The organism is Fibrella aquatica (assembly GCF_041321135.1).
In the GTDB taxonomy this organism is placed as follows: Bacteria; Bacteroidota; Bacteroidia; order Cytophagales; family Spirosomataceae; genus Fibrella; species Fibrella aquatica.
Map to the genome: position 1 here is coordinate 166,669 of NZ_JBGGWF010000001.1, position 13,657 is coordinate 180,325.

Here is a 13,657-nt window from a genome sequence, read left to right on the forward strand (position 1 = left end):
CAGTCATTCTACAGCGATACCGTAAAAAAATAGCAGCGTAACGGCTGGCCACCCGTACTCATTCGGACGGAATGCTGTCCAGTTTCGGACAACGTACCAGAGGAAAATCGCCTTCTATCACCTGAAAACGCACTTTTCAAGTCGTGGCATGACCCTTGACGAGTGGTAGCCAAACCCCTTCGTTATGCTGCGTTCGTACCTTACCCTTGCCCTGCGTCAACTCTGGCGAAACCGGCTGTATACAAGTCTTAACGTGCTGGGATTAGCCATCGGAATTAGTGCCTGCTGGGTCATTTTCCAGATCGTTAGTTTCGAGTTTAGTTTCGACCGAAATCATGCCAATGGCGACCGGGTACACCGTGTGGTGAGCCGCCTTGAGATTGATGGAAAAGAAATGGGACACGCGGGTGTGCCCAAGCCATTGGCGGGTGCTATTCAGACAAAAGTAGCCGGGGTCGATCTGACCGTGCCGTTTCAGAAAATATACGAACCATCGATCGATGTGGCCGCTGCCGTGCCCAATACAAAGCCAGTTCGTATCGACGCCATTGGCTATGTTTGCCGCACTACCACCGATTATTTCAAACTTGTTCCCTACACCTGGCTGGCTGGCGACCCGACCAATGCCCTTGCCGAACCAGGAAAAGTGGTGCTGACCCAAAGTCGCGTGCAACAGTATTTTCCCCGACTGACACCGCAACAGGCCATTGGCCAACAGCTTACTTACTATGGATTCAATGATACTACTCGCACGGTCGTGGCGGGCGTCATTGCCGACCTGACGTACCCAACCGATTTCGACGGCAAGGAATTTATCTCGCTGGTGGGCGACAAAACCTACAATGACCCGGATGAATGGGGCAGCATCAACTCCGACAACTGGCTGTATGTGCTATTGCAACCAAATGTCAACGTCTCGCGGCTCAGCGAGCAGGTCACCCGACTGACAAGGGCGAACGCGGCTCCGTTGTTTCGGAAGTGGGGCACCAGCGACATGAACCAGCAGGTAGTCTTTCAGCCCCTTTCCGACATTCATTTCAACCCCGATTATGCAGGGCGAGCCGATAAGAAGAGGTTGCTTAGTCTGGTTGGTCTGGCCCTGTTTGTGCTAACGCTGGCGGTGGTCAACTACGTGAACCTGAGTACGGCGCAGGTGCCGCAGCGGGCCCGCGAAATTGGGGTACGTAAGGCGCTCGGTAGCAGCCGGATGGCGTTGATGACGCAGTTTCTGGGCGAAACCGCATTGGTTACGGCGCTGGCCTTGCTGGTTGCCTGGCCACTCTCGGGCCTGTTCATGCAATCATTCCATGACCTGATTCCTGAAGGCACCACCGACTACCTGAATGTGTGGCTGCTGACGGCATTTTTAGTCGTCTTGCTCCTGCTAGTCAGCGTGTTTGCCGGAACGTACCCAGCCTGGCTCATCACCCGGTTACAGGCCGTGAAGGTGCTGCGATCGGGAAAGAACGTGATGCTGTCGGGACGTTCGGGGCGAATCACGTTACGGAAAAGCCTGATCGTTTTTCAGTTCATCATTGCTCAGGTGTTTATTGTTGGGGCGATCATTATCGGGCAGCAATTGCGGTTTGCTTTTACCAAAGAGTTGGGCTTTACCCGACAGGCCGTGGTGCTGGTAAAAGCGCCCATGAAGTACGTCTGGAACGAAAAATCGCCGTTACGTACCCGGCACCTGACCCTTCGCGAGACCTACCGCCAGCTTCCCGGCGTGGCCACGGTAAGCCTCGGCGACGCGCCATTGACCGGTTCTTATTCCACCGGCGAGGCGCGAATCAAAGGCCGAAAAGGACAGGAGATTCTGGCGTCCATTCAGCGGAAACACATCGACACAACCTGGCTGAACCTCTACGGCATAACGATGCTGGCGGGCCGAAACCTCTACCCATCCGACACCGCCCGCGAATGGATCGTGAACGAAACGGCCCTGGAAACTTTTGACCTCGGCACCCCGCAACAAGCCATCGGCAAGATGTTGTACGAAGGTAAAAAGGCGTATCCGGTGGTGGGCGTGGTGAAGGATTTCAATACACTGGGTATCTCGCGGAAGATCAACTCGGTGGCCCTGATGACCGAAACGCGCACCAACAATACGCTCAACATCAAAATGGCCTCGACCAACCCCGCCGACTGGTCAGGTACGTTGGCAGCGTTGGAACAGGCTTGGAAAAAAGCCTATCCGGATGATGCGTTCAAGTACGAGTTTTACGACGATTCGATGCAGCACCTCTACCGGGAAGAGCAAACCTTGTCGCGCATTGTCAACCTGGCCACGGCAGTCGCTATCCTGATCTCGTGCCTCGGCCTGTTCGGGCTGGCAACGCTAACGGCCTTCCAGCGCACCAAAGAAATTGGCGTACGCAAAGTGCTGGGCGCCTCCGTAGCGAGTGTAGTGGCGCTGCTAAGTCGGGAGTTTGTGGTGCTGGTGGGCATTGCTATCGTCATTGCCACGCCGCTAGCAGGCTGGGGCATGCACCAATGGCTTAGCAACTACGCCTACCAGATCAATCTGTCGTGGTGGCTCTTCGCCGGTGCCGCCGCCCTGGCGCTGATTATCGCGCTTGCCACCGTCGCCTTTCAAAGCATCCGCGCCGCCATCGCCAACCCGGTCGATAGTTTGCGGAGCGAGTAAAGTAGCACCGGAGCTCCAGCTCCGGTAGTAAGAGACGTCTTCACACTACCGAAGCTGGAGCTTCGGTGCTACAGTTCACAGCGTTATGCTACGTACCTACATCCTTCTTGCGTTGCGCCAATTGGGGCGTAACCGGTTGTATTCAGCCCTGAACATTGGCGGACTGGCCGTTGGGCTCGCCGTGAGCGCCTATATTGGGCTATACGTCTGGCACGAATTCCACTACGACCGGTTTCACCCGTTTGCCGAACGTACCTATCGGGCGCTGTCTGTGTCGAAATACGACGGGCAGGAAATGACCATGACCAACATGCACGAGTCGTTTGGCCGGGAAGCGAAACGGCAATTGCCTGAGGTAGAACAAATCGTGCGTTTTTCGGCAGGAATGGGTCCCGTCTGGGTGCAGGCGGATGCTGACCACCAGCAAAAACCAGCCAACGTAGGCTTTGCCGATCCATCGTTGCTGACGGTCATGGGCTTCGGCCTGGCTGAGGGTGACCCACGAACGGCACTGACTGAGCCGGGAAAGATCGTGCTGACGAAGCCGCTGGCTGAGAAGCTATTCGGTAATCAGAACCCGGTTGGGAAGACGATCACCTACGACAAAAACTATCCGCTAACAGTCAGCGGTGTATTTTCTGATTTACCCACCAACACTATTTTCCGGTTCGATGCGCTGGTGTCGCTAGCCTCCATGCCTACGCTGGGCGAGCGCAAGAAGCAGAGCTGGGAGCATGCTGGTTTCCTAGACACGTACCTGGTGCTACGACCCGGAACAGACGTAGCTAAAACCGCCGAAAAGCTGAAATCGGTGAATAAGGGCGTCAAGTTTATGGATGCCAAAGCGTCGTTCCTGCTCGAAGCCCTACCTGATCTTCACCTGCACAGTCATTCCGTTACGGCCGATACACGCCAGAATCTGTATATTTTCCTGGGAATCGCCCTGCTGATTCTGGCTCTGGCCACCACCAACTACGTCAGCCTGACCACCGCCCGCGCCACGCAACGGGCCCGTGAAGTGGGCGTTCGGAAAGCCATCGGCGGGCAACGGCGCGAGCTGGTTGCGCAATTCTATACGGAGTCGTTTCTGACCACTACGCTAGCCGTTAGTCTGGGCCTTGGCCTGCTGGCGATGTCATTTCCGTGGATAAATCAGCTGCTGGGTATTAATATGGATGGGCGCGTTTTCGATGACGCCAGTTACTGGCTGTTACTCGCTGGCCTGTGGCTTGGCTGTTCATTACTGGCTGGTAGTTATCCCGCTTTTCTGTTGTCCGGTTTCCGGCCGCAGGATGCCCTTAAAAGTACGGTGTCGGGCGGGCGGCAGGGTGCGGGTATGCGTCGCATTCTCACGACGGGTCAGTTTGCCGCGTCGGCTGGTTTGCTCATGTGTAGCTTGATCTTCTTTGCACAGATGCGCTTCCTGCGGACAAAAAATATTGGTCTCGACCGGGCGCAAGTTGTGTCTGTTGCCATTGACAAAGAGATGGCCCCCCAGTACGCGGCGTTGCGCGATGCCGTTCGTCAGTGGAACGGTGCCGATCAGGTGGCCGCTACCAATACGCGCCTGTTTACTCCATTCGTAGCTATTTATTTTTTGACCGCAAAAAAGACCCAAAAGCAATCGATGGTCAACGTGCTGACGGTTGATAAATCGTTTTTCAAGACACTCGGCATTGGCTGGAGTGTACCGCCGGTTGGTTGGAACGACAAAGCCATTACGAAGGAGCTGCAGGTGTATAATCAACAGGCGATGAAAGAGGCGGGCGAAACAGTTCGTGTCGTACCGCATCCTGACCCATACGGTTTTAATAATCAGGGCTTGCAAGGCATTACGGCAGATTTTAAGCTTTTCGGATTGAAACAGGAACAGTCGCCGGTGATGCTCTCGGTCGTGAGTGATACCAGCCGGGCTGTGGTAGAGAATGGCGGTTATTTGCTGGTGAAACTGAACCCGAATCAGGACGTACCTGTGGCGCTGGGGCAACTCAAACTCCTGTACGAACAAGCTAACCCACCCGCCCCTTTCGATTATTACTTCCTCGATGATGCTTACAACAAGCTTTACGAACAAGAGCAGCAACTGGCTACGCTGGTCAATGGCTTCACTATCCTGACCCTGTTGGTTGCCTGTCTCGGCCTATTGGGCCTGATGACGTTTACGGTTGAAGCCCGCACCAAAGAGATTGGTATCCGTAAAGTGCTGGGAGCCAGTGTTGCCGGTATTGTCGGTATGCTCAGTCGCGAGCTAGTGGCATTAGTTGCCGTGGCCGTCCTGATTGCCAGTCCGTTGGCGTGGTGGGCTATGAACAAGTGGCTGGCCGACTTTGCCTACCATATCACCATCGAATGGTGGATATTCGCGATGGCTGGTGCCGGGTCTATGCTCGTTGCGCTACTAACCATCAGCGTCCAAAGCATCCGCGCCGCTCTGGCCAACCCGGTAACTAGTTTGCGAAGCGAGTGATGTTCAAACCTGTAAGGTCTTCGGAGACCTTATGGGTTTAAAAACTGTACCAAATCCAGACCGATCAATTCCGAAAACGAGGTAGCGGTTGCCACGCCACCATCGCCTTTGCAATACCGGAGCCATTCGTTGGTTCGGTAGTTGTAGACGAAGCCTTCCAGGATGCCGTAGTCGTCATCTTCGATGAGTCGAATTATTTTTTTGAGATCGTTTCTTTGACCATTAGTCTGGCATACTTCAACGATCAGGCGAGTCTGCTCAGTTGTATGGTCAAAGAGCAACACGTCTGGTACCGGGTTGCCATAGCCCTCAGCAAGCATGGTCTCGGCGAGCGGTTCGTAAGTGAGTGTGCGATCTTTGTAATACAAGATGCCCAAACCTACATGCAACCGGGAAATGATTTGCTGATGCCGCATAGGCTCATTCGCGCCGTCGTCATTCACTAATGAAGCTGGAGTGGAGCTGTTTGGGTATGCGGTCATAAATCAAGTACTGGTTTACTCCTCAAATATAGTGAATCTCTTAGTCTTGATTAACGTATTGATAGTCAGCAAATAATGGCCACTTTTTGCCATTATTTATAGATCATCTTGCGGGTCATGCCGCCGTCCACGACAAAATTCTGGCCGGTAATGAAATCATTGGCTTCGTCTAGCAGGAACAGGATCATCCGGGCAATATCGTCGGGGCGACCAACGCGACCGGCGGGGTGCTGACTGTGATCGGCGGGGCGTAGCTTGTCGGGATCCTGATGGCCTTTCTTGAGGCCCGATACGTCGATCCAGCCGGGGCTGATGCAGTTGGCACGTACCTGCGGGCCGAGACTCATGGCCAATGAATGCGTCAGCGCGAAAATACCTCCTTTACTGGCCGAATAGCCAAATGTGTCAGGCTCTGACTGAAACGCCCGCGTTGAGCAGAGACTGATTATCGTGCCCCGTTGCTCGCGTAGATGCGGTGCCGCGTATTTGGCGCAAAGAAACACACCCGACAGGTTCACACCGATCGCTTGGTTCCACTCGTCAAACGTCAGTTCATCGATGGATTTCTCTTGCATGATCGCCGCATTGTTGATAAGCGCATCGATTCGGCCAAACTGCTTTACTGTCTGCTTGATCGCTTGCTGAACTGACTTTTCGTCCGACACATCGCACTGAATAAACTGGGCGTGAGGGTGCGAAGTGCCTAGTCCCTCCTCTGCTTCGGCAAGCGCTTCGGGGTCGGCTTCCCAAAGTGAAACGGCATAATTGTGATTGAGCAGAAACTCGGCGGCAAAGCGGCCAATGCCCTGCCCTGCGCCGGTGATGATAACGGTTTTCATAACGGATAAACGCTGTAGTACGCGTGGGGAGCAGTGCAAATTAGTAACCGGCCAGGTACGTTGCCAAACCTATAAGGTCTCTGAGACCTTGTAGGTGTAAAATCCCGGACAACTACCGTCCGCTTTCGGACAAGAATCTGGTAAGAAATGGCTTCATTAACCCGAAATGGCGTTTTTCGGATGTTGGCACGGCTGTTGATCTTCTTGTGTACGACCTATAACTGAGCCTATTGCTATGTGCCGCCACTACCTCACCATTGCCTTCCGTAACCTGCGTAAAAATCAGGTATTCACCACCATCAACGTAGTCGGGTTGGGTCTTGGCATTGCAGCATTTGGGCTTATCTGGGAATACATCGCTTTTGAACGGAGCGTCAATCAATTCCATCAGAAATTGCCGACCCTTTACCGGGTTCTGTTGCAGGATAAATCGGGGCAGAACTGGGAGTTCGGTCCGTCGGCGCTGGCTCCGGATGCGCAGGCTGCTTTTCCGGAAATAGAAAACGTTTGTCGACTTGTAACGGGCGCAGCACAAGGAATTGTACGTGTACAACCTGCAAAAGGAGAAGCCAAAACTTTCCGCGAGGCTAACGTGGCGCTGGCCGATGGCAGTTTCTTTTCCATGTTTACGTTCTCATTAGTGAGCGGCACTCCGGCCAATCTCAAACAACCCAACATCGTCTTTTTATCAGCATCAACGGCCCGTCGGTATTTTGACAAACAACCAGCGCTTGGCAAAACGATCACCGTTAACGGTCAGTTTGGCCAGCATCTATATACGGTGGGGGGCGTATATACCGATATGCCCGAAAACTCGGATACCCGCTTCGATCTGGTCTACTCCCTGCAAACACTGGCTAATCCGGCCAACCTGAATGGAAATGACTGGGCTAGCCTGACCAGCTACAACAGTAATTTTCTGCAAGCTTGTCTGCAACTCAAACCCGGCACCGATGCCGTTGCGCTGGCGCGGAAAATGACAGCGTTTTATCGGTCTAAAAAAACGGACGAAGAAACGACATCAGTGCAGTTGCAATCATCGAAGTACGCGCACCTTGGCGAGTCCCTGAGCGATCCGTTCGTGACAGTGGGCAGTTTGTCGTTTGTCTATCTGCTGAGCGGGTTGGCCCTGCTAATTGTGCTTATTGCGTGGCTCAATTACATCAACCTAAGCACCGCTACTGCCCTGACCCGCGCCAAAGAAGTGGGTGTTCGGAAGGTTGTGGGGGCCACTCAGGGCCAATTGGTTGGGCAGTTATTGAGTGAGTCGTTGTTGATCAACGCGTTGGGTCTTCTGATGGGTTTGCTGTTGATCGGGCTGGTGCAACCCGTCTTCAATCAGTTTGTGGGCAAACAACTTAGCATAGGTACGTTGCTGGCTGGCCGCCCCGGCGAGCCAGGCCTTTGGGTTTGGGGACTTCTTGCCCTGCTGGCAGGCGCCCTCCTATCGGGGTCTTATGTAGCCTACGCCCTTACCCGAACCCGCTCTGTCGATATGATGCGTGGCGGCGTGGGGAGTCACGGCCGGGCCATCTGGCTACGGCAGTCGCTGGTGGTGGTTCAGTTTGGTATTGCACTGGTGCTGATTGTAGCCACCATGGTTATGTTTCAGCAAGTGCAATTTTTGCGTAATCGCCCGCTTGGTCTGAATATGGACCGGTTGGTAGCCATAAAAAGACCAGAGGTAGGTACACAATCGCCTGATTTTAAGACGCGTCGGACGGTTTTTCAACAGCAGATTAGCCAATTGGCCTCCGTACAGGAATGGTGCAATACGGGCAGTGTACCCGGTAATTTTTACAATTTCAGTTCGGCGGGTATTACGCGTCAGAATCCTCGGTCCGGTGAAGAGAAGCGGACGTATAACATGATTTTTGCCGACGAGAAGTTTCTGCCCACGTTTGGTATAAAACTGCTGGCTGGTCAGAATTTTACCAGGGCGCAGGCAGAGGCTGATTACGAAAAAGGCGGGGCCATTATTCTGAACGAAAAAGCGGCGCTGGATATGGGCTTTGCGTCGGCGGCAGATGCCATCGGGAAAACGGTGCTATGGGGAAGTAGTTTTGAGGTAGTGGGTGTGGTTGGTAATTACCGGCATCAGTCGCCGAAGCAACCAACGGAAGCCGTCATGCTGATTCCTCGTGCCAACAATGGTTACCTGACTATTCGGCTGGCACCCGGCAACACCGCCCGGGGGAGGGAGGCTGTTTCTGATCAGATAGCCGAGCTGGGGCAACTGTACAAAGCAAGCTATCCCGGCAATCCGTTCGATTATTTCTTCGTCGAAGAGACCTACAACGAGCAATACCAGACCGAGAAGCAGTATGGTCAACTGTTCAGTGCGGCGGCGGGTCTGGCCATTTTTATCGCCTGTCTTGGCTTGTTTGGTCTGGCGGCGTTCACGGCACAACGTCGCACGAAAGAGATTGGTGTTCGCAAGGTGTTAGGAGCGAGTGTATTAAGTGTAGTGTCGCTCTTGTCGAAAGACTTTCTACAGTTGGTTGGCATTGCCTTTATGGTTTCCGCCCCCGTGGCCTGGTGGGCAATGGATAGATGGCTGCAGAATTTTGCTGAGAAAACACCTTTGCATTGGTGGCTTTTTGCGGGGGCAGGTACGTTGGTAGCCCTTATTGCGCTACTAACCGTTTCGTACCAAAGCATTCGTGCTGCTGTGGCCAATCCGGTAGCAAGTCTGCGGAGCGAATAGGGGAAGTAGATATCGCGTATCTTAGTGGACGCTGGTTGCTGGATGATGAGCAAAGAGCATTCTAATCCACTATCCGATGTCCAGCGTTTAAGATCCGACTGTCTTTTCCCTGAAAACGATGCCAAAAAATATATTGGGTGGGCCCCTGACCTGCTGTTGTAAGAAACCAATGACCGGCTATTACCGCGACGGATTCTGCCGAACCGACGATCAGGATACGGGCCGCCATGTGGTATGTGCCATCATGACCGATGCTTTTCTAGCCTTTACGCTATCGCGGGGAAATGACCTCGTTACGCCCCGGCCCGAATTTCAGTTTCCCGGCTTGAAAGCAGGAGATCGATGGTGCTTGTGTGCGCTTCGCTGGCGCGAGGCGTATGAGGCGCAGGTTGCCCCGCCAGTTGTATTGGCTAGCACCCACGAACGGGCTTTACAGTATGTTGAAGAAGATATGCTCTGGAGTATGGCGCTTACCGAAAAGCCAGCCACAGAATAAGAAAGCGTCCAGTAAATAAGGAATCGGTGTGCGGATAAATGACGTATCTTTACTTATTAACCTCCGTAACCAACTAGCATTATCATGGATTCCCTGCTCCACGCGCCTCCCCCGGCGTTTCCGGTGCTTTCTGCGTCAGCTACTGACTACCAGGCTGATTTATTGCGTGCCATCGTTGAGCACACTGCCTGTGCCAATTCGTTGTGGGCCCCTGTCTGGAACAAAGAGGGAGCTTTGGTTGATTTTCGATACTTATACGTGAATCCGGCCGCCGCCCGCTACTTAGGCTATACTAACGGGGAGTTAACCGGTAAATTGGTAAGTGAGATCAATAAGTCATTTCACGAATCGGGGCATGCCAATCTGTTTGCCAACGTATATACTTCAGGAAATGCAATCCGGCAGGAAATGCTGCATCCATCCCTGCATCGTTGGCTAGATATATCCGTATCGCGGGTGGGCGATGTGCTACTGATGTCTTTTTATGATATTCATGAGCGCCACGAGGCCACTATTCGTTTGCAGGAACAGGCCGCACTGCTGCAACGGGTAGTCGATCACTCGCCATCGGGTATGATGCTGTTACAAGCCGTTCGTAACGAAACGAATACGATTGTTGATTTTAAATACCTGCTTACCAATGAACTGAACGCGAAAATGACTGGATATACAGTTGAGCAGATGACTGGTCAGCTTATATCGGCGTTATTTCCAGACTACCAAGCGCTCGATCTATTCGAAACACTGGTTTATGTGACCGAGCAGGGGGAATCGGTTGAAAATTCGTTTACCTACGATCAATATGGCGTGCAGGGCACGTTCGAGGGGTATTACGTTAAGCAGGGTGACGGGGTATTGTTTACGTTCGTGAATATAACCCGCCTGTCTGAGCAGCAGCAGCAACTGACGCAGATGAACCGTGAATTGTTGCAGTCCAACGAAGGCCTTCAGCAATTTGCCTACATTGCCAGCCATGATTTGCAGGAACCGTTGCGTAAAGTGCAGTCATTCAGTAAAATGCTTGGCGAACAATACGCCGATCAGTTGGAAGGCACCGGACTGGATATGCTCACCCGGGTACAATCATCGGCCCGGCGAATGTCTGATCTGATCCGTGATTTGCTCAATTACTCCCGTCTGACAACCGAAAAAGAGCCGTTTGTCTCAGTTGATTTAAATGACATAATCAGCGAAGCATTTACTGATCTTGAGGTACGTATCCAGGAAACGCAACCTACTATTCAGGTCGATTCGTTGCCAACTGTGCAGGGGCGGGCCGTGCAACTGCGGCAGTTGTTTCATAACCTGCTCGGTAATGCGCTGAAATTTCAGCCGCCCGGTCAGAAGCCTATGATTGCCGTAACGTGTCAGTTGGCAGATGCCGCTACTCTTCCCCCTGATTTATCGGCTAAACGGGCCTACTGGCAAATAGATGTTCGCGATAATGGTATTGGGTTCAATCAGCAATATACCGACCGTATTTTCGACGTGTTTCAGCGGCTTCACGGTAAGAATAAATATGCGGGTACTGGCGTAGGGTTGGCTGTTTGTCGTCGTGTTGCCCAAACGCATGGCGGCAGCATTGGTGCTGTTAGCCGGTTAGATGAAGGCGCTACTTTCTCGGTTTATCTGCCTAAATGATGGGTACACCGGATGAAATCCGGCTGTATTAAAAATCTGTCGATGCCTTCTTCAAGTCAAGCGGTTTGATCCAGATGTTGCGATAGAGCACATTATGCCCTTCGGCCTGTAGTTTCAAACCTCCGGCTGTATCGGTAATACCTTTACCGTCGTCGTTTCCGCCATCAATACCCGACTTAGGGCCACCCCACACCTGATTGATTGGGTGATCGGTATGAATTTTTTTGCCGTTGAAATAGATGGTCACCCGGGCTTTTTCGGTCAGCTTGCCGTTCACAAAGCGGGCTGCTCTGAAATTCATATCATACGCGTTCCATTTGCCCAGACCATTGTAAGCGCTGTAGGGAGCCGCTGCTTCGTTGATGACGGCCGCCATGCCATGCGTGGTGGAATCACCATCGAGCACCTGAATTTCGTAGCGATTTTGCAGATACACGCCACTGTTGCCACCCGCCGTAGGAATCAGAAATTCAACGTGAATGCGGGCATCTTTGAATGTGTCTTTGGTGACCAGATCTGACGACCCATATTTACCACCCGCCGACGCCGGATCGTTGGTACTCATCACCGGGCCACCATCTACCGGGTCGGTTGTCATGGGCCACTTAATGGGCAATGTAGCTGTGCGGCCCGGCCCATCCCAGTAGGTCCATTTAGCATCGCGCATTTTTTGGGTACCATCGAAGTAAATAGTGGCACCTTTGGGTGCTTTTGCACCAACGCCTACCTGTGCGCTGCAAGTAAAAGGCAGACTGACAAACAGGGCTACCGGAAGCAGGAGTGTATTGAAGTTCACAAGACCAGAAGTTAGCGTTTATCAGATGATTGACTAAACGTTTATTCATTATGGAAGCAACTAAACCTCCGTTTATACTAAGTGATCACCTGATTGGCCTGTCTGCAAAAAGCCCCGACCTTGAGAGATCGGGGCTTTTAATGAACTAGGGCAAAGGTCAGTAATGTAGTGTCGAGTTGCCGGTATCGGCGGGCTGATTATCGAGATTGAACAGGTCATTCAACACATCGATCAGCGTTTCGGCTTCGCCGCGTTTGCAGGCGGCTTTAAGTTGCAAAACGGGTAGTTTCAGCACTTTTTGCATAATACCCTTCGTGATTTTGTCCATCCGCTCCGATTCATCAGGGCTCAGGTGTTTCAGATGACGGGCAATCTCTTCTTTCCGAATTTGCTCCAGTGCGTTCTTCAGCTTGTTGATCGTCGGCGATACCATCATCTCTTTCGACCAGTCGCCGAATTCGGCAGTAGCCTGTGAAATAATGGCTTCCACTTGCGGAATAGAGGCCAGGCGGCGATTTAGTGCTTCGTCGGTCCGGGTACGTATGTGATCGATGTTATAGACCAGAACGCCTGGAATCTGCTCAACGGCCGCGTCAACGCTACGGGGCACCGACAGGTCGATGAAGTATTTGTATGTCAGGACGGTCACATCGCGCAACAGAGCGGGCGTAAACAAGGGCTCGTCGCGTTGTACGGCCGAAATAATTACGTCAGCTTGCTGAATCTCCGTAGCCAGCTGATCAAAATCGGCAAAGCGGACATTCAGTTCGTGGGCTAATTCTTCGGCTTTCGAACGGGTGCGGTTACAGATTGTGATGTTACTGACATCGCGGTTGGCGAGGTTGCGGCAGACATCGGCGCCAATTTCGCCCAACCCGACCACCAGCACCTTTGGATTTCCGCGCTCGCCCAGCAGTTCGTCGATAAGCTCAACAGCGGCGTAGGATACAGACGCGGCACCATCGCGGAACGATGTTTCCTGCGCTACACGCTTGTTGGTGAAAAAGATCGTGTGCATCAACCGGTGCAGAAATGGCCCGGCCATGTCGAGGTCTGCCGACCACTGATACGATTGCTTTACCTGATTGGGTATCTGCATATCCCCGATTACCTGTGAGTGCAGGCCAACGCATACTTCGAACAAATGCCGGACTGCCAGCGTATGATCGGGTATTTGTTGGAAATAGGGGAGATAAGCGTCGGTGTCGGTAAGCCCTTTTTCGATCAGTAACAACCGCGCAATGGTGTTGTTATGGTCTTCTGAAGCGGTATAGTATACCTCTGTCCGGTTACAGGTCGAGACAACCAGCAACTCAGAAAGGCCCAAAATGTCACGTAAACGGAGCATTAGCCGTTTGGCTTCGTCTTCGTTGAGTGCAATTAACTCACGTATGGCCAAAGGGGCCGTTTTGTGAGAGAGACTGATTGATTTGAAAACGTCAAACATAGCGATTACGCTTAGTCAACAGCTAAACGGGGTACAAAATTACGGTACAAAACCGTCTGCATAGACGATGAAGTGAGTATGCTGATTATTTAGAAAAGATATAAATAATATGGACTTCTTCTTTCTAAAATCCTA

Annotated in this window: 9 protein-coding genes; 5 read left to right on the top strand and 4 right to left on the bottom strand. The window is 52.5% G+C overall.

Annotated elements, in window-relative coordinates; all coding sequences use genetic code 11:
• The first annotated feature begins 184 nt into the window (after nucleotides 1-184).
• Both ACAW87_RS00585 and ACAW87_RS00590 read left to right on the top strand, forming a co-directional pair.
• Nucleotides 185-2,647, top strand: coding sequence for an ABC transporter permease (locus ACAW87_RS00585; RefSeq protein ID WP_370721202.1), 2,463 nt, complete (start codon nucleotides 185-187; stop codon nucleotides 2,645-2,647).
• Between the two features lie 85 nt (nucleotides 2,648-2,732).
• Nucleotides 2,733-5,114 (top strand): FtsX-like permease family protein, encoded by a 2,382-nt coding sequence (locus ACAW87_RS00590; protein ID WP_370721203.1) that lies wholly within the window; start codon nucleotides 2,733-2,735, stop codon nucleotides 5,112-5,114.
• 29 nt (nucleotides 5,115-5,143) lie between these two features.
• On the opposite strand, the gene ACAW87_RS00595 is transcribed toward ACAW87_RS00590, so the two are convergent.
• On the bottom strand, nucleotides 5,144-5,596 hold the full coding sequence (locus ACAW87_RS00595; protein WP_370721204.1) for a hypothetical protein: 453 nt from the start codon (nucleotides 5,594-5,596) through the stop codon (nucleotides 5,144-5,146).
• A 92-nt stretch (nucleotides 5,597-5,688) separates the two neighbouring features.
• A complete protein-coding gene (locus ACAW87_RS00600; RefSeq protein WP_370721205.1) occupies nucleotides 5,689-6,435 on the bottom strand; it encodes an SDR family oxidoreductase in 747 nt (248 codons plus the stop codon).
• Nucleotides 6,436-6,670: 235 nt separating this feature from the next.
• Here ACAW87_RS00600 and ACAW87_RS00605 point away from each other — a divergent pair, with 235 nt between their 5' ends.
• From ACAW87_RS00605 to ACAW87_RS00615, 3 genes are all read left to right on the top strand, one after another.
• The gene (locus ACAW87_RS00605; RefSeq protein WP_370721206.1) at nucleotides 6,671-9,142 is read left to right on the top strand and encodes an ABC transporter permease; all 2,472 of its coding nucleotides are present in this window, start codon (nucleotides 6,671-6,673) and stop codon (nucleotides 9,140-9,142) included.
• A 118-nt stretch (nucleotides 9,143-9,260) separates the two neighbouring features.
• Entirely contained in the window at nucleotides 9,261-9,638 is a 378-nt protein-coding gene (locus tag ACAW87_RS00610; protein WP_370721207.1) for a DUF2237 family protein, read from the top strand.
• Nucleotides 9,639-9,722: 84 nt separating this feature from the next.
• On the top strand, nucleotides 9,723-11,279 hold the full coding sequence (locus tag ACAW87_RS00615) for a PAS domain-containing sensor histidine kinase (RefSeq protein WP_370721208.1): 1,557 nt from the start codon (nucleotides 9,723-9,725) through the stop codon (nucleotides 11,277-11,279).
• A 28-nt stretch (nucleotides 11,280-11,307) separates the two neighbouring features.
• Here ACAW87_RS00615 and ACAW87_RS00620 read toward each other — a convergent pair whose 3' ends face one another.
• Together ACAW87_RS00620 and hemA are read right to left on the bottom strand one after the other, a co-directional pair.
• Entirely contained in the window at nucleotides 11,308-12,075 is a 768-nt protein-coding gene (locus ACAW87_RS00620; RefSeq protein ID WP_370721209.1) for a 3-keto-disaccharide hydrolase, read from the bottom strand.
• A 157-nt stretch (nucleotides 12,076-12,232) separates the two neighbouring features.
• Entirely contained in the window at nucleotides 12,233-13,522 is a 1,290-nt protein-coding gene (hemA, locus tag ACAW87_RS00625; protein ID WP_370721210.1) for a glutamyl-tRNA reductase, read from the bottom strand.
• Between the last annotated feature and the right edge of the window lie 135 nt (nucleotides 13,523-13,657).

What these genes read in the sequence shown, in the direction of transcription:
- ACAW87_RS00595 (WP_370721204.1), bottom strand. Translation starts at nt 5,596, where the DNA reads ATGACCGCATACCCAAACAGCTCCACTCCAGCTTCATTAGTGAATGAC.
- ACAW87_RS00615 (WP_370721208.1), top strand. Translation starts at nt 9,723, where the DNA reads ATGGATTCCCTGCTCCACGCGCCTCCCCCGGCGTTTCCGGTGCTTTCT.
- ACAW87_RS00610 (WP_370721207.1), top strand. Translation starts at nt 9,261, where the DNA reads ATGCCAAAAAATATATTGGGTGGGCCCCTGACCTGCTGTTGTAAGAAA.
- ACAW87_RS00605 (WP_370721206.1), top strand. Translation starts at nt 6,671, where the DNA reads ATGTGCCGCCACTACCTCACCATTGCCTTCCGTAACCTGCGTAAAAAT.
- ACAW87_RS00600 (WP_370721205.1), bottom strand. Translation starts at nt 6,435, where the DNA reads ATGAAAACCGTTATCATCACCGGCGCAGGGCAGGGCATTGGCCGCTTT.
- ACAW87_RS00590 (WP_370721203.1), top strand. Translation starts at nt 2,733, where the DNA reads ATGCTACGTACCTACATCCTTCTTGCGTTGCGCCAATTGGGGCGTAAC.
- ACAW87_RS00585 (WP_370721202.1), top strand. Translation starts at nt 185, where the DNA reads ATGCTGCGTTCGTACCTTACCCTTGCCCTGCGTCAACTCTGGCGAAAC.
- hemA (WP_370721210.1), bottom strand. Translation starts at nt 13,522, where the DNA reads ATGTTTGACGTTTTCAAATCAATCAGTCTCTCTCACAAAACGGCCCCT.